22 protein-coding genes are annotated in these 24,135 nt (G+C 41.8%); 5 read left to right on the plus strand and 17 right to left on the minus strand.

All coding sequences use genetic code 11. From position 1 onward, the window contains the following. Positions 1-42: 42 nt before the first annotated feature. The gene (locus tag NMM26_RS07815; protein ID WP_254754154.1) at positions 43-750 is read right to left on the minus strand and encodes a CPBP family intramembrane glutamic endopeptidase; all 708 of its coding nucleotides are present in this window, start codon (positions 748-750) and stop codon (positions 43-45) included. 52 nt (positions 751-802) lie between these two features. Further along, positions 803-2,221 carry an NCS2 family permease gene (locus NMM26_RS07820; protein WP_254754155.1) on the minus strand — a complete coding sequence of 473 codons (1,419 nt, stop codon included), beginning with the start codon at positions 2,219-2,221 and terminating at the stop codon, positions 803-805. Between the two features lie 189 nt (positions 2,222-2,410). Here NMM26_RS07820 and NMM26_RS07825 point away from each other — a divergent pair, with 189 nt between their 5' ends. From NMM26_RS07825 to NMM26_RS07845, 5 genes are all read left to right on the plus strand, one after another. Continuing rightward, complete coding sequence (locus tag NMM26_RS07825; RefSeq protein ID WP_254754156.1) at positions 2,411-3,223, plus strand: Cof-type HAD-IIB family hydrolase; 813 nt, start codon at positions 2,411-2,413, stop codon at positions 3,221-3,223. 329 nt (positions 3,224-3,552) lie between these two features. Next, positions 3,553-4,572, plus strand: coding sequence for an alcohol dehydrogenase AdhP (gene adhP / locus NMM26_RS07830; RefSeq protein WP_000649182.1), 1,020 nt, complete (start codon positions 3,553-3,555; stop codon positions 4,570-4,572). Between the two features lie 236 nt (positions 4,573-4,808). Beyond that, positions 4,809-5,798 (plus strand): PTS sugar transporter subunit IIB, encoded by a 990-nt coding sequence (locus tag NMM26_RS07835; RefSeq protein WP_000021970.1) that lies wholly within the window; start codon positions 4,809-4,811, stop codon positions 5,796-5,798. 25 nt (positions 5,799-5,823) lie between these two features. Then, the gene (locus NMM26_RS07840) at positions 5,824-6,627 is read left to right on the plus strand and encodes a PTS mannose/fructose/sorbose transporter subunit IIC (protein WP_000022716.1); all 804 of its coding nucleotides are present in this window, start codon (positions 5,824-5,826) and stop codon (positions 6,625-6,627) included. A 23-nt stretch (positions 6,628-6,650) separates the two neighbouring features. Next, entirely contained in the window at positions 6,651-7,562 is a 912-nt protein-coding gene (locus tag NMM26_RS07845; protein ID WP_000136864.1) for a PTS system mannose/fructose/sorbose family transporter subunit IID, read from the plus strand. A gap of 55 nt (positions 7,563-7,617) precedes the next feature. Here the strand turns inward: NMM26_RS07845 and pepC are convergent, their stop codons facing one another. From pepC to NMM26_RS07920, 15 genes are all read right to left on the minus strand, one after another. Then, the gene (gene pepC, locus NMM26_RS07850; protein WP_084928056.1) at positions 7,618-8,952 is read right to left on the minus strand and encodes an aminopeptidase C; all 1,335 of its coding nucleotides are present in this window, start codon (positions 8,950-8,952) and stop codon (positions 7,618-7,620) included. A gap of 110 nt (positions 8,953-9,062) precedes the next feature. After that, positions 9,063-9,785 carry a pseudouridine synthase gene (locus tag NMM26_RS07855; RefSeq protein WP_004241153.1) on the minus strand — a complete coding sequence of 241 codons (723 nt, stop codon included), beginning with the start codon at positions 9,783-9,785 and terminating at the stop codon, positions 9,063-9,065. A gap of 268 nt (positions 9,786-10,053) precedes the next feature. Continuing rightward, positions 10,054-10,284 carry a GlsB/YeaQ/YmgE family stress response membrane protein gene (locus NMM26_RS07860; RefSeq protein WP_000580445.1) on the minus strand — a complete coding sequence of 77 codons (231 nt, stop codon included), beginning with the start codon at positions 10,282-10,284 and terminating at the stop codon, positions 10,054-10,056. A gap of 9 nt (positions 10,285-10,293) precedes the next feature. Next, positions 10,294-11,535 carry an aminopeptidase gene (locus NMM26_RS07865; protein WP_000243912.1) on the minus strand — a complete coding sequence of 414 codons (1,242 nt, stop codon included), beginning with the start codon at positions 11,533-11,535 and terminating at the stop codon, positions 10,294-10,296. A 21-nt stretch (positions 11,536-11,556) separates the two neighbouring features. Then, positions 11,557-11,709 (minus strand): hypothetical protein, encoded by a 153-nt coding sequence (locus tag NMM26_RS07870; RefSeq protein WP_000776626.1) that lies wholly within the window; start codon positions 11,707-11,709, stop codon positions 11,557-11,559. An 18-nt stretch (positions 11,710-11,727) separates the two neighbouring features. Further along, positions 11,728-16,119: a PolC-type DNA polymerase III gene (locus NMM26_RS07875; protein ID WP_254754157.1), complete on the minus strand. Its 4,392-nt coding sequence runs from the start codon at positions 16,117-16,119 to the stop codon at positions 11,728-11,730. Positions 16,120-16,222: 103 nt separating this feature from the next. Then, positions 16,223-18,304 carry an elongation factor G gene (gene fusA, locus NMM26_RS07880; RefSeq protein WP_254754158.1) on the minus strand — a complete coding sequence of 694 codons (2,082 nt, stop codon included), beginning with the start codon at positions 18,302-18,304 and terminating at the stop codon, positions 16,223-16,225. 282 nt (positions 18,305-18,586) lie between these two features. Continuing rightward, complete coding sequence (gene rpsG / locus NMM26_RS07885; protein ID WP_000087873.1) at positions 18,587-19,057, minus strand: 30S ribosomal protein S7; 471 nt, start codon at positions 19,055-19,057, stop codon at positions 18,587-18,589. A gap of 19 nt (positions 19,058-19,076) precedes the next feature. After that, positions 19,077-19,490 carry a 30S ribosomal protein S12 gene (rpsL, locus tag NMM26_RS07890; RefSeq protein ID WP_001142332.1) on the minus strand — a complete coding sequence of 138 codons (414 nt, stop codon included), beginning with the start codon at positions 19,488-19,490 and terminating at the stop codon, positions 19,077-19,079. A 464-nt stretch (positions 19,491-19,954) separates the two neighbouring features. Next, positions 19,955-20,554 (minus strand): response regulator transcription factor, encoded by a 600-nt coding sequence (locus NMM26_RS07895; RefSeq protein WP_254754159.1) that lies wholly within the window; start codon positions 20,552-20,554, stop codon positions 19,955-19,957. After that, positions 20,555-21,652 (minus strand): sensor histidine kinase, encoded by a 1,098-nt coding sequence (locus tag NMM26_RS07900; protein WP_254754160.1) that lies wholly within the window; start codon positions 21,650-21,652, stop codon positions 20,555-20,557. It lies immediately after the preceding gene. Then, entirely contained in the window at positions 21,652-22,389 is a 738-nt protein-coding gene (locus NMM26_RS07905; RefSeq protein ID WP_254754161.1) for an ABC transporter permease, read from the minus strand. The genes NMM26_RS07900 and NMM26_RS07905 overlap by 1 nt, the downstream gene beginning before the upstream one ends. 1 nt (position 22,390) lies before the next feature. After that, positions 22,391-23,275 carry an ABC transporter ATP-binding protein gene (locus NMM26_RS07910; protein WP_254754162.1) on the minus strand — a complete coding sequence of 295 codons (885 nt, stop codon included), beginning with the start codon at positions 23,273-23,275 and terminating at the stop codon, positions 22,391-22,393. Then, positions 23,262-23,456: a hypothetical protein gene (locus NMM26_RS07915; protein WP_000786138.1), complete on the minus strand. Its 195-nt coding sequence runs from the start codon at positions 23,454-23,456 to the stop codon at positions 23,262-23,264. The genes NMM26_RS07910 and NMM26_RS07915 overlap by 14 nt, the downstream gene beginning before the upstream one ends. Continuing rightward, the gene (locus NMM26_RS07920; RefSeq protein ID WP_004241869.1) at positions 23,453-23,659 is read right to left on the minus strand and encodes a hypothetical protein; all 207 of its coding nucleotides are present in this window, start codon (positions 23,657-23,659) and stop codon (positions 23,453-23,455) included. Before NMM26_RS07920 ends, NMM26_RS07915 begins: the two co-directional genes overlap by 4 nt. Positions 23,660-24,135: the final 476 nt, after the last annotated feature.

Genomic DNA, 24,135 nt, shown 5'->3' on the forward strand with positions numbered 1-24,135 from the left:
ATCTTTTTCCCAGTAGAAACAAGTAAGCAATTGTCAAAAATCTTAAACAGAGATCCCTAATGTCCGACTCAAAATCACCACGAGAGCCAACAAACAGAAAGCAACCCCATTCACAATCATGTGAAGTAAGATAGACATTTCCAAACGTTGGGTCTTGTAAGCCGTCCAAGATAGAACGATCGACATACCTCCATAAATCAATAAAGAAGGTAAATTACTTGGTTGATGCAATAAAGCAAACACAATCGTACCGACTACAAATCCCAAATTCTCCTTGCCTCGGAAAATCTTTTTAGGAACAATCCCACGGCACAAGATTTCCTCACAAATTGGAGCAAGCAAGGCCAGCAAGAAGAAACTGGAAATCAACGAACTATTCTGAACCATATCGTTAATCTGAGACTGGTTACTTGTTGTCGTCTCATTTGACAGTTGTAACAAGATAGAACCAAGTATATTTGAACAGATAATGACTAAATAACTCAAGCCTAATCGTGCCAAATCCTTAGCTCTAAAAAATGAAAAATTAAAACTTGCTAATTGCGTTTTACGAGCTCCAAAAATAAATAGTACTAAAACTACAATTGAAATACCAGCAACTATCAGTCCTGACTGTAACAATGGTACTGCATTTAAAGTTAAAATAGCAGTAACCCCTATAGGAATCTGATATAAAATTGTCGCTAGCAGAAAGATTAACAGCCAACCTGCACGATTCAATAATTCTTTCCAGATACTTTTCTCTTTCATCACCTATCTCCTTTGTATTAAAAAAGGGGGAAAGTCCCCCTGGGTCATCCTATTATAAGGCCATGCTGATGTAGTTAAGGATAAACAAGGCATCCAAAATCCAAATCATTACATGAACATCTTTAGCTTGACCTTTGACAAGCTTAGTCAAAGTGTAAGTCAAGAAACCAACTGCAATCCCTTGAGTGATAGAGTAGCTGAATCCCATAAAGATAGATGTGAAGAAGGCAGGAACCGCTTCAGCCATATCATCCCAATGGATATTTTTCAAGCTAGCCAACATCATAATTCCGACGATAATCAAGATTGGAGCTGTAGCAGCTGTTGGTACGATAGCTAGAAGTGGGCTAAAGAAGCTTGAAATTGCAAAACAGATTGCCACAACCAAGGCTGTCAAACCTGTACGTCCACCTGCACCAATACCAGCAGCAGACTCAACATAAGTCGTTACGTTTGAAGTACCGGCGATAGCACCAATTGAAGTACCAATCAAATCAGAGTAAAGAGCCTTGTCCAACTTAGCTGATTGATGATTTTCACCATTTGTCGCTACGATACCAACTTTTTCACCAGTACCGATCAAAGTACCAATTGTGTCAAAAATATCTGTCAACGAAAAGGCAAGAATAGCCATAAGAGTTTCAGGCAAGCGAGCTGTATCTGAAATCAAAGCTCCCAAACCTTCTGAACCAAGAGCCGCACCAAAGACTCTCTTCAAGTCTTCAAAGGCTGCACCAACATGGTTGTTAGCAAAATCGATACTAGACAAATCTACCAAACCAACTGCGATAGCAAGAACAGTTGTTGTCAAGATAGAGAGAATAATTCCCCCTTTAATCCCTTTGATAACAAAGAAGATAGTAATGGCAAGTCCTGCAAGAGCCACCAAAACAGCTGGATTATTAAAGCTGACCAAGCCTGGAACTGCTGAAGAGTTTGCCGCAATCGTTGCTTGAGCCTTGTCAGCCCCTTCTCCTACAACAGTATAGTTGCCTGGATCAATCGTAAATTTCAAAAGTCCAGCATTCTTAATTCCCACGTAGGCAAGAAAGACACCGATACCAGCTGAAATAGCTGAACGAAGAGCATTTGGAATCGATTCAATGATCATTTTACGAACATTTGTCAAGGTAATAATCAATGAGATAATTCCACAGATGAAGACCATAGCCAAGGCTTCTTGCCAAGAATAACCAAGTCCAAATACGACTGTGAAGGTAAAGAAGGCGTTAAGACCCATACCTGGTGCTTGAGCATAAGGTAAGTTGGCGTAGAAGGCCATCATCAGGGTACCAGCAACTGCACCGATAATCGTTGCGAGGAATACACCCTGAGCAGGCATCCCTGTTTGCGAAAGAATTTGTGGGTTTACAAAGAGAATATAACTCATTGCAAAGAAAGTTGTTAAACCAGCGAGAACCTCTGTACGAACGTCTGTACCGTTCTCTTTTAGTTTAAATAATTTGTCCATTATTAATCTCCTTTTAATTTTTACGAACAATAATAGAATTATATCATTTATCATTCACTTTTTCAACATCTTTGTTTAATTTATTTAAGAAATTGATGGAATTTCATTTTTTGTTTGGAATCTGCTTTTCTGTCTGCTTTTTGTTATAATAGTAGACATCTTATCTGGAAAGACACTAGAAAGGTTTATATGACGAAAAAAATTATTGCAGTTGACCTAGATGGAACCCTGCTCAACTCAGACAGTCAGATTTCTGACTTTACCAAAGAAACTATTAAAAAAGTTACTGAAAAAGGGCATCAGGTTATTATTACAACAGGTCGCCCTTACCGCATGTCAAAAGATTTCTACCGTGAATTAGGCTTAGACACTCCTATGATTAATTTCAACGGCTCCCTTACTCATTTACCAGACCAAGCTTGGGACTTTGAAAAGTGTTTGACCGTAGACAAAAAATATCTGCTCGATATGGTTCAACGTTCAGAAGATATTCAAGCCGATTTTATCGCTGGAGAATATCGTAAAAAATTCTACATTACAAATCCTAATGAAGAAATTGCCAATCCTAAACTATTTGGTGTAGAAGCTTTCCAGCCTGAAGATCAATTCAATCCTGAATTGGTAACCAAGGACCCTAACTGTATTCTGTTGCAGACCAGAGCCAGTGACAAATATTCCTTGGCAAAAGAAATGAACGCCTTCTACCAGCATCAACTTTCTATCAATACCTGGGGAGGTCCGCTCAATATCCTTGAGTGTACCCCAAAAGGTGTCAATAAGGCATTTGCTTTGGACTACTTGCTCAAGGTAATGAATCGTGACAAAAAAGATTTGATTGCCTTTGGAGATGAACACAACGATACCGAAATGCTCGCTTTTGCAGGGAAGGGCTATGCCATGAAAAATGCCAATCCAGAGCTACTCCCTTATGCGGATGAGCAAATTTCCCTGAGCAATGACCAAGACGGGGTTGCCAAAACCCTACAAGACTTATTCTTATAACCTATACTGATACTCAATGAAAATCAAAGAGCAAACTAGGAAGCTAGCCGTAGGCAGTACTTGAGTACGGCAAGGCGAAGCTGACGTGGTTTGAAGAGATTTTCGAAGAGTATGACCAGCTTGCGAGCTGGTCTTTGTGCTCTTTTCACAGTCTCATCAACCAGTTAATCGATTATTCTATTTTTTGCCTCCAAAACCTTGGGAAAGGCTTTCTTTTGTGATATACTTCACATATAAATACAAGAGAGCTCGTCATACTCGACTCTGTTGACACAAAATCAATCCAGTCCTGTTTCTCCTGCTCTCAGTTAATATCAAGGAGGATAGCTATGAAAGCTGTTGTTGTAAATCCAGAAAGCACTGGTGTTGCTGTTGAAGAAAAAGTACTCCGTCCACTTGAAACTGGAGAAGCACTTGTAGAGATTGAATACTGTGGTGTTTGCCACACTGACCTCCACGTTGCCCATGGTGACTTTGGTCAAGTACCAGGACGCGTCCTAGGACACGAAGGTGTTGGTATCGTTAAAGAAATTGCCCCAGATGTTAAAAGCCTTAAAGTCGGTGACCGCGTCAGCGTTGCTTGGTTCTTTGAAGGATGTGGTACTTGCGAATACTGTACAACTGGCCGTGAAACTCTTTGCCGTACAGTGAAAAATGCTGGCTACTCAGTAGATGGTGGTATGGCTGAACAATGTATCGTAACTGCAGACTATGCTGTTAAAGTTCCTGACGGACTTGATCCAGCCCAAGCCTCTTCTATCACATGTGCTGGTGTAACAACCTATAAAGCTATTAAAGAAGCAAAAGTTGAACCAGGCCAATGGGTTGTTCTTTACGGTGCTGGTGGACTTGGTAACCTAGCTGTTCAATACGCTAAAAAAGTATTCAATGCTCATGTCATCGCAGTTGATATCAATAACGACAAACTTGCCCTTGCAAAAGAGGTCGGTGCTGATATCGTTATTAACGGCCTAGAAGTTGATGATGTACCTGGACTCATCAAGGAAAAAACTGATGGTGGAGCTCATTCAGCTGTCGTAACTGCTGTATCTAAAGTTGCCTTCAATCAGGCTGTTGACTCAGTTCGTGCCGGTGGTCGCGTAGTCGCTGTTGGTCTTCCTTCTGAAATGATGGAACTAAGTATCGTAAAAACCGTTCTAGATGGAATCCAAGTCATCGGTTCTCTTGTTGGAACTCGTAAAGACTTGGAAGAAGCCTTCCAATTCGGTGCAGAAGGTTTGGTAGTTCCAGTTGTTCAAAAACGCCCAGTCGAAGATGCCGTAGCTATTTTCGACGAAATGGAAAAAGGTCAAATCCAAGGACGTATGGTACTCGACTTCACCCACTAATCTAATAAAAACCTATTTTAAAAGTTGGAATGCGCTTCCAACTTTTTTATATTAAATTTTTTAATAAGGATTCAAAAAAACTTCTCTAAAACTCAATATATCAATATTTTCAGATGTAATCTTTTTAATTATTTTATGATAAATAGTTGATTTTTAGATGAAAACGGTTTATACTTAAAAAGTCTTAAAGTTTTCTTAAAAGAAAACTGAAACAACAAAAAGGAGGAATGACAATAATGAGTATCGGAATCATTATTGCGAGCCACGGCGAATTTGCTGCTGGTATTCATCAGTCAGGATCTATGATCTTTGGTGAACAAGAAAAGGTTCAAGTTGTAACCTTTATGCCAAATGAAGGTCCTGATGATTTATACGCTAAGTTTAATAACGCTGTTGCTGCATTTGACGCAGAAGATGAGGTTCTAGTTTTGGCTGACCTTTGGAGTGGATCTCCATTCAACCAAGCTAGTCGCGTGATGGGAGAAAATCCTGAGCGTAAGTTTGCCATCATCACAGGACTTAACTTACCGATGTTAATTCAAGCCTACACAGAGCGCCTGATGGACGCTGCTGCAGGTGTAGAAAAAGTCGCTGCGAATATTATTAAAGAAGCCAAAGATGGCATCAAAGCTCTTCCAGAAGAGCTAAACCCAGTTGAGGAAGTAGCAAGCGCTGCAGCTGCTCCAGTTGCCCAAGCTGCTATTCCAGAAGGAACTGTCATCGGAGACGGTAAACTCAAAATCAACCTTGCCCGTCTAGACACTCGTTTACTTCACGGTCAGGTTGCAACTGCTTGGACTCCAGATTCAAAAGCAGACCGTATCATCGTTGCTTCAGATAACGTAGCTAAAGACGAATTACGTAAAGAATTGATTAAACAGGCAGCTCCAGGTAAAGTGAAAGCAAACGTTGTTCCTATCCAAAAACTAATCGACGTTGCAAAAGATCCTCGCTTCGGAGAAACACATGCCCTTATCTTGTTTGAAACACCTCAAGATGCCCTTCGTGCTATCGAAGGTGGCGTACCAATCAAAACTCTTAATGTTGGATCAATGGCTCACTCAACTGGTAAAACAATGGTTAACAACGTTTTGTCTATGGATAAAGAAGACGTTGCTACATTTGAAAAAATGCGTGACCTTGGTGTTGAATTTGATGTACGTAAAGTACCAAACGACACCAAAAAAGATTTGTTTGACTTGATCAACAAAGCAAACGTGCAATAATCGATTTTATGAAAGGATTTTAAAGATGTCTATTATTTCTATGGTTTTAGTAGTCGTTGTAGCCTTCCTAGCAGGTCTTGAAGGTATCCTCGACCAGTTCCAATTCCATCAACCAATCGTAGCTTGTACCCTTATCGGTCTTGTTACTGGTAACCTTGAAGCAGGGATTATCCTTGGTGGTTCTCTTCAAATGATCGCCCTTGGTTGGGCTAACATCGGAGCTGCCGTAGCTCCTGACGCTGCTCTTGCTTCTGTTGCTGCTGCCATTATCATGGTTCTTGGTGGCGACTTTACTAAGACAGGTATCGGTGTTGCCCAAGCGGTTGCTATCCCTCTTGCAGTTGCTGGTCTATTCTTGACTATGATTGTCCGTACACTCTCTGTCGGATTGGTTCACACTGCTGATGCTTCTGCTAAAAAAGGTGACTTCAAAGCAGTTGAACGTGCTCACTTTGTCGCACTTCTTCTTCAAGGTCTTCGTATTGCAGTCCCTGCAGCACTCCTTCTAATGGTACCAACTGAAACAGTACAAAGCATTCTAAATGCTATGCCTGATTGGCTCAAAGATGGTATGGCTATCGGTGGTGGTATGGTCGTTGCCGTTGGTTACGCTATGGTTATCAACATGATGGCAACTCGTGAAGTATGGCCATTCTTCGCTATCGGTTTCGTGCTTGCTGCCGTGTCAGATATTACTCTAATCGGATTTGGTGCTATCGGTGTTGCTATCGCTCTTATCTACCTTCACCTTTCTAAAACTGGTGGAAATGGTGGCGGAGGAGCCGCAACTTCTAACGACCCAATCGGCGATATCCTAGAAGACTACTAAGATAAGAAAGGACTGAAAACATCATGACTGAAAAACTTCAATTAACTAAATCAGATCGTAAAAAAGTTTGGTGGCGTTCAACTTTCTTACAAGGTTCTTGGAACTATGAACGTATGCAAAACTTGGGTTGGGCTTACTCATTAATTCCAGCTCTTAAAAAACTCTACACTAAAAAAGAAGATCAAATCGCTGCTCTTGAACGCCATCTTGAGTTCTTCAACACTCACCCATACGTAGCCGCTCCAATCATGGGGGTTACTCTTGCACTTGAAGAAGAACGTGCTAACGGTGTTGAAATTGATGATGCCGCTATCCAAGGGGTTAAAATCGGTATGATGGGACCTCTTGCTGGTATCGGTGACCCAGTATTCTGGTTTACAGTACGCCCAATCCTTGGATCACTCGGTGCTTCACTTGCCCTTACTGGTAATATCTTAGGTCCAATCCTCTTCTTCGTTCTTTGGAACTTGATTCGTATGTCATTCTTGTGGTATACACAAGAGATTGGATACAAGGCTGGATCAGAAATCACTAAAGATATGTCTGGCGGTATCCTCCAAGACATCACTAAAGGCGCTTCTATCCTTGGTATGTTCATTCTTGCTGTCCTTGTTCAACGTTGGGTAAATATTAAATTTGCTTTCGATGTTGCCAAAGTTCAACTAGATGAAAAGGCTTATATCCATTGGGATAAATTGCCAGAAGGATCTAAAGGTATTCAAGAAGCATTCGCACAAGTAGGACAAGGATTGTCTCAAACACCTGAAAAAGTTACTACTTTCCAACAAAACTTGGATATGTTGATCCCTGGACTATCAGGACTACTCCTTACTCTCCTTTGCATGTACTTGCTTAAGAAAAAAGTATCTCCAATCACTATTATCCTTGCACTCTTCGCAGTGGGTATTGTGGCACATGTTCTTCACATCATGTAATCAAGCAACTTAAAAGGAATCAGGTTCTAAAATCTGATTCCTTTTTTCTATACTTTTATTCGGCCAAGGCACCCATTGGATCCCATGGTGCGAGTACAATTGGTTCTGATTCATAGGCAGCTTGTTCTTCTGCTGTCAGCAATTCCTTACGGACAACGATTTGGTAAGTGTATTCGTCCATCCAAGCGTCTGAGGCAACAAAGTAACCATCGGTACCAACCTTGTCTCCCCATGAGTTTTCAACCTTCCACTTGGTTGACTTCCCATTTTCATCCAAATCAACACCTGTCAAGACCATGGCGTGGGTCATCAAACTTTCGCTGTAATCCAAACGTCCAGCCTTGTCTTGAGTGAGTTTAATGTCCATGCTTGATTCAAAGTCATAAACATCTGTCGCAAGGATTCCAGCTTTACGGTTGCTGAGCTGGCCGACATCTGAACCAAACCAAACAGTCTCACCTGCTTGCATTTGAGCAATTGCCAATTCTTTCAAGCGCTCCATTGGAACATTGATGTAACGAACCGCACGGCTACCAACCACATTTCCCAACATCTCAACTGTGTAAGATTGGCCGTAAGGCTTGTCAGCAGTTGGAGCGTTGATAACAGAAACGTAATCTTCTAGTGGAAGATTGACATATTTCTTGTAAAACTCTTGTGGTGTGATGCCCTTTTCACTTTGATAGTTGTTATCCTTATCGCGATAAGCAAAGTCAAATTTACGTGGTGGAAGTCCTAAAGACATAGCAAGAAAGTTAAAGATTTCTTGCAAAAGATCTTCTTTCTTAGCTTGAACAGTCGCTTGGTCTGCGCCAGAAGCAAGCAAGTCACGCAAGATTTGAGCATCTTGGCGAAGCAATTTGTTAAGGATTGCATTTAGCTCACGGCTGCTACTAGATGAAACAGACTCAGGGTAAACTGACTTAGGCACGACACCGTATTTCTCAAAGAGAGAAACGACCATATCCCATTGACCGCCATCTTGTTGGGGAGTTTGAAGTAGGAATTTAACCTTACGGCTAGTTAGATCTTGAACTGCAGTCGCAATCACTTGCTCCAAGAACCAGTTTGATTTCTCATACTTGTCCCAGAAGAAGGTGTGGGCCTGTGACAACTCAAAATTTTCCAATTTATATTGTGAAATGAGCTTGTGACGGAAGGTGTTAAGAGCTGCAAACATCCAGCAACGACCAGATGCTTTCTGGTTAGTTACCTTGTCCTTGGTCAAATCCAATGAGAAAACAGGTGTATTGTCTACATGGCTTTGACGGCGTTCTAGAGCTGCAAAAATCCCGTTGTGGCTAGCAGCATTTTCAATCGCTTGGTATTTAACATTTGCTTCATAGTTGGCAAATAGTTTATCAGTAAATGATTCTTGAATCGCGTTCATAGATTCCTCCTTTTATTCTACAGTCTATTATAACTCTTTTCACAAAGGAAGCAACTGAAAAACATAAAAGGCAAGGACATTCTTCCTCACCTTTTCGAATATAAACCAAACTAAGCAATACTTGCACGGAGATCTTCTAATTCTTCCTTGGTCAAGCGACGCCATTCTCCTCTCTGCAAGTTCTCATCCAATACTAGCGTTCCCATAGTCAAACGTTGCAAGTCTACTACTTCCTTGCCACAGTAGCCCACCATACGCTTGACCTGATGAAACTTCCCTTCTGCAATGGTCACACGGATTTGGCTTTGATGCTTTTCTGAATCTATGGTCACAAGCTCCAGTTTAGCAGGCTGACAAGTAAAGTCTTTAAGAGGAATTCCCTTGGCAAATGTCTCCACATCTCCTTGGGTCATGATTCCCTTGACTTGTGCCTGATAAGTCTTGTCCACATGACGCTTGGGCGAAAGAAGAGCATGAGCAAGTTGACCATCATTGGTCAAGAGTAGAAGACCATGTGTATCAATATCCAAGCGTCCTACTGGGAAAACTTCCTTGCTCCGAGCAATATCATCCAGCAAGTCCAGAACGGTTCTGTGCTTGGAATCCTCAGTCGCTGAAATAACCCCTTGGGGCTTGTTCATCATGTAGTAGGCAAACTCTTCATACTCCAACACTTGCCCATCAAAGCAAATCTCATCTCTTTCTTCATCAATCTGCAATTTAGCTGACTTTTCTTTTTTACCATTTACCGTCACGCGCCCAGCCTTGAGCATGTTTTTGACCTCAGTCCGGCTCCCCACAGCGCAGGCAACTAAAAATTTATCTAATCTCATAGAACTATTATATCATACTCAAAAGGAGGCTGGTACAATGACCAACCTCCTTTTCGTTTTATACTCTTCAAAAATCTCTTCAAACCGCGTCAACGTCGCCTTGCCGTATATATGTTACTGACTTCGTCAGTTCTATCTGCAACCTCAAAACAGTGTTTTGAGCTGACTTCGTCAGTTCTATCTACAACCTCAAAGCAGTGCTTTGAGCAACCTGCGGCTAGTTTCCTAGTTTGCTCTTTGATTTTCATTGAGTATCAGATTTAAGAAATTAACTTCCTCGTCTCCAGAAAATCGCTAAGACAATCATGGAACCTAGTACTGCCGGAATAATGGCAGTTCCTGCTATTATCGGTCCCCAAGTCCCAAAAAGCAAATGGCCTATAAAGGCACCAATCCATCCGAGAAACATTTTCCCAAAACATCCCATTCGCTCTCCACGATTGGTCAGAGTACCTGCTAAAAATCCCACTAGGAGACCAACGAACATACTTCCTATCATTTTGACTCCTTAATTTGCCCAATCTCCGTTACGGAAGAGTGGTACACGTGTCCCATCCTCACGGATACCATCGATATCCATTTGACTAGACCCAATCATAAAGTCCACGTGAACATCTGAACGGTTAAGCCCCGCAGCTTCAAGCTCCTCTTCGCTCATCTCCGCTCCACCAACAACGCTAGTTGCATAGGCTGCACCGATAGCCAAGTGATTTGACGCATTTTCATCGAAAAGGGTGTTAAAGAAGGTAATGCCTGACTGGGAAATTGGGCTTGGATCTGGTACCAAGGCACATTCACCCAAGGCACGCGCACCCGCATTTTCAAAGACAAGGTCTTTCATGACCTGATCACCCTTCTCAGCTGAAATATCCACGATTTGTCCATCCTTGAAGGTTACTTTAATTCCTTCGATGATATTTCCATTATAGCTAAGCGGTTTTGTAGAAGTGACATAACCATCTGCACGACGGAAGTCAGGCGCTGTGAAGACTTCCTCTGTCGGCATATTTGGCAAGAATCCTTCGCCCTGTGCATTGATAGCACCAGCTGATTCCCAAACGTGATTCTTCGGCAAGCCAAGGGTCAAATCGGTCCCTGGCGCTGTGTAGTGAAGGGCTGAAAATTGCTCTTTATTAAGCATATCGGCCTTGCTCTTGAGGATAGCTGCATGCTCTTCCCAAGCCTTAACAGGATCTGCTTCATAGACACGGCAAGTTTTGAAAATTTGGTCCCAAAGGAGATCGACTGCTTCTTCGTCGCTCGCAGCATTTGGGAAGACCTTCTTAGCCCACTCTAGTCCAGCAGCGGCTGCTACAGTCCAGCTAACCTTGTTGGATTGAGTTGCGATTCTCATTGGCTTCATGGCAAGTCCCATAGCCTTAGCAGAAGCTGAAAGCTTATCAGCGTCCACTCCGTTCAAGGCACCTGGGTCAGAAGAACGAACTCCAAGACGGCTAGCCTTGTTCTCCAAAAGATAGTTCATCTCAGCAATCTTGTATTCTAGCACATTGTCCAGACGCTCCATCGGCGCATGGAGGAATTTCTCACGGTTAATGACATCATCTGTCCACTGAACAATAACCTCATGCGCACCCAAAGCATAAGCTTCTTTGACAATCAAATGCGCCAATTCACGTTGCTCCACATCGATAGAGAGAGCCAAAGTGTGACCAGGTTGCACGTTGATTCCATTTGCAACCAACAATTTCGCGTATTTTTCTAGATTTTCTTTAAAATTTGGTAAAACCATGTTGTTTTCTCTTTTCTATATTTATTTTTCTTTCAAAGCAGAGAATAATCCTGCTAAAGCAATAGCACCTGACAAGAGTGCTGTCGATAGAAGAATTGTCTGATCAGCAAGTTCTAATTGATATTCAAACACCTTCTCAGCCGGCTTATCTTCCGCAAATATTCTTAGTTTCATCTTTTTTCCTCAAAGACCTTAAAACAACTCATCAAACAAACTCAACTGGTTATCCTCTGGCATATTGCCCAGAATCCCCATTTCATCCATCTTTTCAACCAAAGTTGATGAGAGCCCACCACGCTTGCGTAGTTCTGTTTTAGAGAGGAATTCTCCCTCTTCACGCGCTCGCACCAATTGCTTGGCAACGTTCTCTCCCAGACCATCCATTGCTACAAATGGCGGGATAAGAGTGTCGCCATCAATCAGAAATTCAGTCGCATCACTGCGGTATAGATCTAGCTTGCCAAATTTGAAACCACGTTCCCACATCTCATTGACAATCTCAAGAGTTGTATAGAGATCGATTTCCACATTGGAAGCTTCATTGTTCTTCCGTTTTTCAGAGATTTCTTCCATTCTACGCTTGATAGTATCCAAGCCCGCACCCATGGTCTTGATATCAAAAGCCTTAGCGCGGATTGAGAAGTAAGCACAGTAGTAATAAATGGGATGATGAACCTTGAAGTAAGCTACACGCAAGGCCATCATAACGTAGGCTGCCGCATGGGCTTTGGGGAACATATACTTAATTTTCCCACAGGATTCGATATACCACTCTGGCACCTTATTAGCCTTCATGGCTTCGATGTAGCCATTGCGTTCCTCTTCGGAAATCTTGAGCCACAAGCCCTTACGCACCCGTTCCATGATGGTAAAGGCCAGCTTCGGTTCGAGGCCAGCATGCATGAGGTAAACCATGATGTCGTCCCGACAACCGATAACAGTCGATAGGTCTGCTATTCCTTGCTTAATCAAATCTTGAGCATTGCCCAGCCAAACGTCGGTACCGTGGGACAACCCTGACAACTGAAGCAACTCCGCAAAAGTCGTCGGATGCGTCTCGTCTACCATTCCACGTACGAAATTGGTTCCAAACTCTGGAATCCCCAACATCCCCGTAGGCGTCCCGATTTGCTCAGGTGTTACCCCTAGCACATCAGTCCCTGAAAAGAGTGCCATAACGCCTTCATCATCCATAGGAATTTCATTGGGATCAATACCAGACAAATCCTGAAGTTTCCGAATCATGGTCGGATCATCATGTCCCAGTACATCGAGTTTGAGGACGTTCTCGTCGATATCATGGAAGTTAAAGTGAGTGGTCTGCCATTCAGCCGTCACGTCATCTGCTGGATACTGGACAGGCGTAAAGTCGTAAACATCCATGTAGTTAGGAATAACAACGATTCCCCCCGGGTGTTGTCCCGTTGTCCGCTTGACACCAGCTGCACCTTGAGCGAGGCGTTCCACCTCTGCATCACGATAAAACTTGCCATAGTCTCGCTCGTAACCCTTGACAAATCCATAGGCAGTCTTGGCAGCCACCGTACCAACCGTTCCTGCACGGAAGGCGTATTCCTCGCCAAAGATATCACGTACATCCAAATGGGCGCTAGGTTGATCTTCTCCCGAGAAGTTCAAGTCAATATCAGGAACCTTGTCTCCATCAAAACCAAGGAAGGTTTCAAACGGAATATCCTGTCCGTTTTTACTGAGTTTGTGACCACAGTTTGGACAATCCTTATTGGGCATATCAAATCCTGAACCATACGAACCATCGGTGATAAACTCGCTGTATTGACACTGACCACAGACATAGTGAGGAGAGAGAGGATTAACCTCCGTAATCCCAATCATGGTCGCAACGAAACTAGATCCTACAGACCCACGAGAGCCAACCAAGTAACCCCGTTCATTGGAACGTTGAACCAGCATCTGCGATGCCAGATAAATCACAGCAAATCCATTCCCCAGAATGGAAGTCAATTCTTTTTCAATCCGCAAATCAACAATATCTGGCAGCGGATTTCCATAAATCTCAAAAGCTTTCTTATAGGTCAACTCAGCAACTGTTTCTTCAGCCTTGTCAATGAAAGGCGTATACAAGTCACCCTTAACTACCTCAACAGGTTCAAAGATATCTGCCAAGGCATTGGTGTTTTCAATAACCAATTTGCGAGCTAATTCCTCTCCCAAGAAGGCAAATTCATCCAACATTTCATTGGTCGTTCTAAAATGAGCTTTTGGAAGAGGAGCGGGTTGAGCATGTTCCCCATGACCGATAGTTCGGTTAATCATCGCCCCCTGTCCCAAACTACGAACAATTATTTCACGGTAAATCTCTTCTTCCGGTTCGATATAGTGAACATTTCCAGTAGCCAGAACAGGCTTACCAAGACGGTCTCCCACTTCTATCAAACTCTTTATAATGGTCTGGAGTTCTTCCATATCCTTGACCTGCTCCTTGGCAATCAAGGGAGCATAGATAGCTGGTGGCATGACCTCGATAAAGTCATAATACTTGGCCACCTCAATCGCCGCATCCACACCTTGGGAAACGACTGCATCAAAAACTTCACCTTCAGAGCAAGCTGAACCTAAAATCAAACCTTCCCGATGGGCATCTAAAACCGTTCTCGGAATCCGTGGCACCCCTTCAAAGTACTTAGTATTGGACAAAGAAACCAGTTTAAAGATATTTTTTAAACCTACCTGATTCTTGACATAAATGGTCGCATGTTTAATCCTAGCTTTTTTATAAGAATCTAGACTAATCAAATCAATGTTTAGTCTAGCCAAGTCGGTCACACCATGTTTTTCTGCTACTTCTTTGATAAAAATAAAGAGCAGACGACCAGTAGCTTCCGCATCATAATTGGCCATGTGGTGATGTTCCAAAGCCACACCAAAACGCTTGGTCAAAGGCCCCAAACCATGACGTTTATACTCAGGATAGAGATTTCTAGCAAACTCAAGTGTATCAATAACTGGCTGACTAATCCTTGGAAGACCATGACGCTCATAGTTGGCATTCATAAATCCAACGTCAAAGGTAGCATTGTGGGCAACTAAGACCGTATCCTTGCAGAATTCTTGGAATTCTTGCAAAACTTGTTCCAGTGGTTTGGCATTTTTGACATGGTCATCTGTAATTCCAGTCAACTCAGTAGTAAAAGCTGACAAGGGATGTCCAGGATTGATAAATTCATCAAATTCAGCAATAACATTCCCCTTGTACATCTTAGAGGCCGCAACCTGAATCAAGTCATTATAGATGGCTGAAAGACCTGTCGTTTCCACGTCAAAGACCACATAGGTCGCTTCTGACAATTCCATCTTCACTTCGTTATAAACGATAGGAACACGGTCCTCCACAATATTGGCTTCCATTCCATAAATCAGCTGGATTCCCGCTTTCTTAGCCGCCTTATAGCCGTGTGGGAAGGACTGGACATTCCCATGGTCCGTGATGGCAACCGCCTTGTGTCCCCACTTAGCAGCTGTCGCAACTATCTCTTCTACCTCTGGTAGAGCATCCATGGTCGACATATTAGTATGAGCATGAAACTCAACCCGACGCTCACCTTCTGGCATCAAATCCTTCCGCTCATAGTGAACAACTTCCTGCACATCCTGCACATTCATCGTCAAATCGCGTGTGAAGTTATTCATCTCCACATTCCCACGCACTCGGAGCCAAGAATTTTTCTTAATTAGATCAAACTTCTGAGCCTCTTCCTCGTTCTTAACCCACTTTTGCATAGAAAAACTTGAAGTGTAGTCCGTCATTTTAAAGTTGATCAAAACACGCCCTGTTCTGGTCACTTTTTGCTCCACATCAAAAACAACCCCTTCAAAGACCAAACGATTTTCCTCCGTCGTCACTTCGATCATAGGAGTAATCTCTGCCTTATCCAGCTTTGGTTTAGCTACAGCTTTTTTCGCTTGAAAATCAAAGGCTGGCTTCTCTTCCACTGGAGGAGGTGCCATCTGTTCCAGTTGTTCCATAGCACGGAGCGCTTCCTCATTGGCAGCTTGAACAATCTGTTCATTTTCCGCATGAAAGGCTTCTTCCTGCTCTTGAGTCAGCATATCATTTTTCTCTACTTGACAAGTAAAAGTTGGAAAGCCAAATTTTTCAAGTTGTTTAGCTAAATTAGGAAGATGATTCTTCTTAAAATGTTCCTTATCAATCGCCTCAGAGCCTTCAATAAATAGTTGATTGCCCTCCGCACGAACTCGCAAATTCTGATAAAGGGACTTAAAACCTTGACTAGCACATGGCCCCTCAGAGAAAGCCTCCCTATAGTAGGACTGCAAGAGTTGGTTTGAAAATTCTTGAGACAGAACCTTGATTTCGAAAATAGCTTTATTCCCTGTCTTAGAAAATTCTTCCCTCAAACCTTTCTTTAATTCTAAAAAAATTTCAATCGGTAAAATATTAGAAAATACGAAATGAAACTCCCATACCTTACTAATTTTATGAACCACAACTCGCTCAATATCGGCCTGTGCTAAAGCAGGAGCCTGTCTCATTTCAGCAGGCATCCCCAATTGATTCATCAAAATTTCAAAACTATTTGACATTCATTTTCCTCACATTATTCTTCTACTATTTTACCATATTTAGAGGTATTTTCTAAAGACAAAAGGAAGCCACTAAGTGACTTCCTTCTAGAGTGAGAACTGATTAGTCTTCACCTTTATTTTTCTTAATGATTTCTTCTTGTACTGACTTAGGTACGTCTTCGTAGTGGTCAAATACCATCATGAATGTACCACGTCCTTGAGATGCAGAACGAAGAACTGTTGCGTAACCGAACATTTCAGCAAGTGGAACGTAAGCACGAACGATTTGGCTGTTACCGTGTGCTTCCATACCATCTACACGTCCACGACGAGCAGTTACGTGACCCATAACATCACCAAGGTTTTCTTCTGGAACAGTGATTGTTACAAGCATCATTGGCTCAAGGATAGCTGGTTGTGCTGATTTAGCAGCTTCTTTAAGGGCAAGTGAAGCCGCGATCTTGAAGGCAGTTTCAGATGAGTCGACATCGTGGTATGAACCATCGTAAAGCTTAGCTTTAACGTCAACCATTGGGTAACCTGCAAGAACACCGTTAGCCATAGATTCTACCAAACCTTTTTCAACCGCTGGGATAAATTCACGAGGAACCACACCACCGACGATTGCGTTTTCGAATTCGAATCCTTTACCTTCTTCGTTTGGAGTAAATTCAATCCATACATCACCGAATTGACCTTTACCACCAGACTGACGTTTGAAGAATCCACGTGCTTGAGTAGAAGCACGGAATGTTTCACGGTAAGATACTTGAGGAGCACCTACGTTCGCTTCAACTTTGAACTCACGACGCATACGGTCAACAAAGACGTCAAGGTGAAGTTCACCCATACCAGAGATAACTGTTTCACCAGTTTCAACGTTTGTTTCAACGCGGAATGTTGGATCTTCTTCAGCCAATTTTTGAAGGGCGATACCCATCTTATCTTGGTCTGCTTTAGATTTTGGCTCAACCATCAATTGGATAACTGGTTCTGGAACGTTGATTGACTCAAGGATGATTTTAGCTTTTTCATCTGTCAATGAGTCACCAGTTGTAGTATCTTTCAAACCAACGGCAGCAGCGATATCACCTGAGTAAACAGTGTCAATTTCTTGACGGCTGTTAGCGTGCATTTGAAGGATACGTCCGATACGTTCACGTTTACCTTTAGAAGTGTTCAATACGTATGAACCTGATTGAAGAACACCTGAGTAAACACGGAAGAATGTCAAACGACCTACGAATGGGTCTGTCATGATTTTGAAGGCAAGAGCTGCAAATGGCTCTTCATCAGATGCTGGACGAGTTTCTTCTTCGTCTGTATCTGGGTTGATACCTTTGATTGCTGGGATGTCAAGTGGGCTTGGAAGGTAGTCGATAACCGCATCAAGCATCAATTGAACACCTTTGTTTTTGAAGGCAGAACCACACAATACTGGGAAGAATTCAACGTTGATAGTCGCTTTACGGATACCAGCTTTCAATTCTTCGTTAGTGATTTCTTCACCTTCGAGGTATTTCATCATCAATTCTTCGTCAGTTTCAGCAACTGCTTCGATCAATTTTTCACGGTATTCTTGAGCTTGGTCAAGGTATTCAGCTGGAATATCTTCTTCAAGGATATCTGTACCAAGGTCGTTAGTATAGATTTCAGCTTTCATCTTGATCAAGTCGATGATACCACGGAAGTCATCTTCAGAACCGATTGGCAATTGGATTGGGTGTGCGTTTGCTTGAAGACGATCGTGAAGTGTGCTTACAGAGTAAAGGAAGTCAGCACCGATTTTGTCCATTTTGTTGGCAAATACGATACGTGGAACTCCGTACTCAGTTGCTTGACGCCAAACTGTTTCAGTTTGAGGCTCAACACCTGATTGTGAGTCAAGAACGGTAACCGCACCATCCAATACACGAAGAGAACGTTGTACTTCGATTGTGAAGTCCACGTGTCCTGGTGTGTCGATGATGTTTACGCGGTGGTTGTTCCATTGAGCTGTTGTTGCAGCAGATGTGATAGTGATCCCACGTTCTTGCTCTTGCTCCATCCAGTCCATTTGTGACGCACCTTCGTGAGTTTCACCGATTTTGTGGATTTTACCAGTGTAGTAAAGAATACGCTCAGTAGTTGTTGTTTTACCAGCATCGACGTGAGCCATGATACCGATATTACGAGTTTTTTCAAGTGAAAATTCGCGTGCCATGAGGTTTGTTTCTCCTATTTATTTTTGATTTCTATTCTATTATAACATGATTTTAATAAAAACGGATAGGCAGGACCTACCCGTTCTCAATGTTTTCATGCTATTGTTGGTTTCGACTTGTAGATTTACAAATTGAATCGAACTCGGTCTAAAAGCCCAAGTTAGTTGAGTTGAGCTCAAGCTAAAAGTCTGGAGAAAAAGATGAATCTCATTGGTTGCAGTCGCAACCTGCTTCGATTCCCTATTTTCTCTGGGACTTTTTTAACGCTTTCGCATCCTATATTACCAACGGAAGTGTGCGAATGCACGGTTAGCTTCAGCCATACGGTGAGTGTCTTCACGTTTCTTAACAGCTGCACCAGTGTTGTTAGCAGCATCTAAGATTTCTTTTGCAAGACGGTCTTGCATTGTGTGTTCACCACGAAGACGAGCGATTGTTACCAACCAACGAAGTCCAAGTGTTGTACGACGTTCTGGACGAACTTCAACTGGGACTTGGTAGTTAGAACCACCAACACGACGTGCACGTACTTCAAGTACAGGCATGATGTTTTCCATAGCTGTTTCAAATACTTCAAGTGCATCGTTTCCAGTAGCTTCTTTGATTTGCTCAAAGGCACCGTAAACGATTGAAGCAGCTGTACCACGTTTACCATCAAGCATAACGCGGTTGATAAGACGAGTAACTAGTTGTGAATTGTAAAGCGGATCTGGCAATACGTCACGTTTTGGAGCTCTATTTTTACGACTCATTTCTCTTTATCCCCTTTCCTTATGCTTTTGGACGTTTAGTACCGTATTTAGAACGGCCTTGTTTACGATCGTTAACACCTGCAGTATCAAGTGCACCACGGACGATATGGTAACGTACCCCTGGAAGGTCTTTTACACGTCCACCACGAAGAAGCACCACGCTGTGCTCTTGCAAGTTGTGTCCGATACCTGGGATGTAGGCAGTAACTTCGATAAGGTTGCTCAAACGTACACGAGCGAATTTACGAAGGGCTGAGTTAGGTTTTTTAGGTGTCATTGTTCCAACACGAGTTGCAACACCACGTTTTTGTGGTGAAGAAACGTTTGTTTGAACTTTTTTATGACTGTTGTAACCAACGTTCAAAGCTGGTGATTTAGATTTTTCTACTTTTGATTTACGCGGTTTGCGAACCAATTGGTTAATTGTAGGCATCTACATTCTCCTGTGTTTTTTTATTTTTGGTGATGATACACTTGGTGACAGCTATCATCTGTGTGTACTTTTGCAACATTTGTCAGCACGTCCCTGTACACTCTTGAGAGACCAAAAGTAAAAAGTACCGTCTATTATTGTAACAAAATTTTCACCTCATTGTCAAGATGTTTTTCTTTTTTCTTGTTAATTTTAGCTCTTGGTACCACCTTATACTAAATGAAAATCATAGAGCAAACTAGGAAGCTAGCCACAGGCTGCTCAAAGCACTGCTTTGAGGTTGTAGATAAGACTGACAAAGTCAGTCACATATATAATCTAAGGCGACGCTGACGAGGTTTGAAGAGATTTTCGAAGAGTATTAGACGAAACAAAAAGGAGGAAACTAAGCCCCCTCAAGTTACAAATTATTTCTTTGAAACACTTCAATTTTAGCACATAATGGTTTTCGAGATAGGATAGTATCACAACCAACCAGATTCTTTCGCGATATTAGCTGCCTCTGTTCGATTACCTGCATCTAGTTTCGAAAGAATATTGGTGACATAGTTTCGGACTGTTCCGTTGGATAGATAAAGTTGATCTGCAATTTCTTGGTTAGAGAAACCCTGAGCGATTCCCTTTAAAACTGCGACTTCTTGCTCTGTTAATGGATTGGGATGCGTCATCACCACTTCCATCAATTCAGGAGAATACTCCTTACGTCCTTCGAGGACGGTGTGCAAGGTTTGCATGAGGTCTGCAATGCTTCTTTCTTTTAATACATAAGCATCTACACCAGCCTTGACCGCACGTTCAAAATACCCAGGACGCTTGAAGGTCGTCACCACAACCACCTTTGTTTCTAGATTTTCTGCTCGTATCCACTCCAAGACTTCAAGACCTGTCTTAACAGGCATTTCTACGTCAAGGATGGCGATATCAACAGACTCCTTTTCTAATAGTTGGATTGCTTCCTGCCCATTCTTGACTTGAAGAACAGACTCCACATCCGGTTGAAGCGTGAGCAATTGACACATAGCATCTCGCAACATACTTTGATCTTCTGCGACTAATACTTTCATCTACATTCTCTCCTTATAAGCTAGTCGAACCTGAACTTCTGTCAGTTGTTTTTGACTAATTACATTTACCTCTCCCGAAAATGGAAGGACACGATCTCGAACTGTATGGAGCTCATTCCCTTTTATTGAAGTAAAACCACAACCATCATCTCTTACTGTTAAAAGGAGTTCTTTCTCTGTCCGTTCTAATCTTAAGTAAGCTTTAGACGCTTTAGCATGCTTGATGATATTGGTTGCCAGTTCTAATAAAATCATAGCAGCCGTGGACTCCATATCCTGGGTCAAGCTAGCCTTGTCCAAGTGATTGTCAACTTGAACCTCAATGCCAGCAATTTCTAGCATCTTTTTGACAGTTTCAAGTTCTGAAGCTAAGGTCCGTGACTTCAGATTTTCCACAATAGTTCGTACTTCATTCATGGAATCCTTGCTTATCTGCTGAATTTCTTTTAATTCCTTCTCCACCTGTGGATAAGCCTCCATCTGAAATAACTGCAAGGCGAGATCCGTTTTGACACTCAGCATAGCAAAGGTGTGTCCCAGACTATCATGCAAATCCTGACCGATACGACTGCGTTCATTTTCTGCTAGCAAGAGATTTATCTGGGCATTTTGCTTAGCCTGAGCTTCTTTCAAATCCTCTACAATTCGAACCCGAACCAAGCCAAAAGTCATCAAATCGACAAAAGTAAGAATCCCAAGCAGATAGAATAGAAACTCAACTTCGATTTTCTGAATAATCAACAGTTGCCCTACAACAAACACTTGAGTAAGGAGAAAAGTCCAGACATGTAAAGACTTTAAACTACGTATACCGAAATGATAAATTAAGAGATTGGAAAGGAAAAAGAAGAACCAGATATAATTCGCAGCAACAAAGGCAGTATAGCCAGCTACATAGACCAGCATGATTCCCCAGAAAAGCCAAGAAAGACGCTGGTTCTTAGTTATTAAAACACCCAAATACGCCACTACAAATAGAATATCAATCAATAAATGCCAGACAGGAAGCTCCCCAGTCACTACAGGAATGATGGAAAAAACCATAAAAATCAAACTGGCCCAATACATATAATCTATACTTTTCAGTCTTTCAAGCATTAAGAATTCTCCTTATGACCTTGAAGGTAAATGGTCAAACCAAATAAAACTGCTGAAAAAACAAGTAGATAAACTGTGGCTGATAAATTGATGCCAGCCTCATTTAAGAAGGTCTTAAGCAACTCCATCAACTGATAGGTCGGTAGGCACTTCCCGATTGCTTGCATCCAGTCTGGAAATAAAGAGATGGGCATCCAGAGTCCACCTAAGACAGCCAATCCTAGATAAAGAAGATTGCCCACGACAGACATCAACTGACTAGTTGGTAAGAGAGTCAAGGCCAAACCAAGGGCTACAAAAGCTACACTTCCAACTATCAGCAAGAGCGCAGCACCAACCCAGCTTCCTAGAGGCATGTCCACACCTCTTACAAAATGCCCAACTGAGAAAACCACCAAGATTGAAACCAAATAATCAATCAACATACTTGTTATCTTTGATAGATAATATTCTACCATATTTACAGGGCTATGACGTAATGTTTTCTGCCAGTTGTTGATCTTGTCGGTTTGTAAAACAACTGGGAATGAGAAGATAGCTGTCGACATCATGGAAAAAGCCGTCATGGAGATGAGGTAGTCGCGCATAAAATTAGTCGGTCCACCTGGTGTTTCCTGGTACATGCCTGAAAAAAATAAATAGAAGGCTGTCGGCATCCCTACTGATAACAAATAATAGACTAGTTGCCGTTTGGTCAATAGAAATTCTATCTTGTTTAGTGCGATCCATCGTTTCATCTTAGTCATCTCCCTTTTGTGTTTCTTCAAAGATTGTATCCAGCAAGCTACGATTATTGACTTCAATTTCTTGAATCCTACATCCTGCTCGAACTAATAGTTCCCAGAAAGCATCTGCTTCGCGTGTGACTACTTGTAGAGCATCCTGTTTTTGTGACCAGTTTTCAACCAAGTTTGACTGTTCGACAACTTCCTTATATGCTAGAGGAAGGATAAAGTGCTTTTCAATCTCCTCATTGCGCATGGCTAGAGGTGTTGTATCGCGAATCAACTCTCCCTTATTCAAGACCAAGATTCGGTCCGCTGTATGCTCTACCTCTTCGATGTAATGGGACGAATAGAGAATGGTAACTCCCTGCGCTTTTAGATCCTGAACAATTTCCCAAAAACGTTGGCGGGTTGAGGTATCCATGGCCGCAGTTGGCTCATCTAAAAAGACAAGTTTTGGTCGGCCAATCAAGGTTAAGACAAAAGAGAAAAGACGCTTTTGCCCACCTGACAATTTTTCTGCAAATTGCTCTTTTTGTTGCTTGTCAAACTGCAATAGTTGATCGATTTCCTGGTTGCTCAAGGGATTTAGATAAATGCTTTGAAAGAAAGCAATCAACTCTTTAACCTTTAGTTTTTGAACAATAACATTTTCTTGAGGAAGATAGGATCTGGTGTAGTCTAACTTGGAACTCGTCACTGGCAATCCTTGGATAGATATTTGTCCGCTAGTAACCAGTTTATCTCCCAATAAACAGTCTAGCAGTGTGCTCTTCCCAGCACCATTTGGACCAATCAAGGCAATGCATTCACCTTCAGCTACCTCAAAGGAAATATCCTTCAAAATAGCCTTGCCCTTGATGTTTTTATGTAAGCCTTGAACCTTAATCATGTTCATGATATTCTCCTTCCAGCCACTCCTTTCCCATCGGAAAGGCAATAAAAATCATAAATCCTAATCCCCATGCACCACGGATGAATTGGTGAAGGAAGGCTTGATCAAACCAACCTGTAAACATTTCTACCAACCATACCACTAGTGACAGTCCAATAAAAAGATAGAGAATCGCATTTTTCATTTTTCAAACTCCTTTTTCACATCTGAGACCAATTTTAATCCTTCTCGGATCAACCAAGACATCATGCTGAAACCTGCAAATAACTCCCAAGGAAAATGATAGAAGTCTTCATCCAACCCAGAAAACATGAGATAAGTCATGACTCCTGCTGCTACTAAACTCATTACGACAATTACTTTATGTTTCATTTTTTCTTCCTCCATTTCATACTTCAATTATAGACTTTTGAAGTTAGCAGATTCATACTTCAATTATAGACTTTTGAAGTTAGCAGAGCTAGATGCTTCTGTCACTAGGAAATATGACAAATGTCATAAAAGATTCTGTTTAAAAAATCAAGAAACATTTCACAACAAAACACGAGTACAAAAGAATTTATAGTCACTTCCGTCAAAGTGATATCAAATTTAGACTAAAATGTAAACTAATACTTATTTAAAAACTCAAGAGAAGAAATTTTTATCCTATAAGCACAAATATTATACGTTGTGCCAAAAGATTTTTTATTGCTTTCTTAAAAATTAGTAAAATTTATAAAAACCCTTAATTTTAAACGTGTATACCTAAATTTTAATTGAATATCAGTTTATAAAATGAATTACTCATACCAAAAAAGAGAGAACCAAACCGATTCTCCCTTAAAGTAAATAAAAAAGATACCTTAAGTATCCAGATAATT

It is taken from the genome of Streptococcus sp. CF7_Ac1-8 (assembly GCF_024295435.1).
GTDB classification, from domain to species: Bacteria; Bacillota; Bacilli; order Lactobacillales; family Streptococcaceae; genus Streptococcus; species Streptococcus mitis_AP.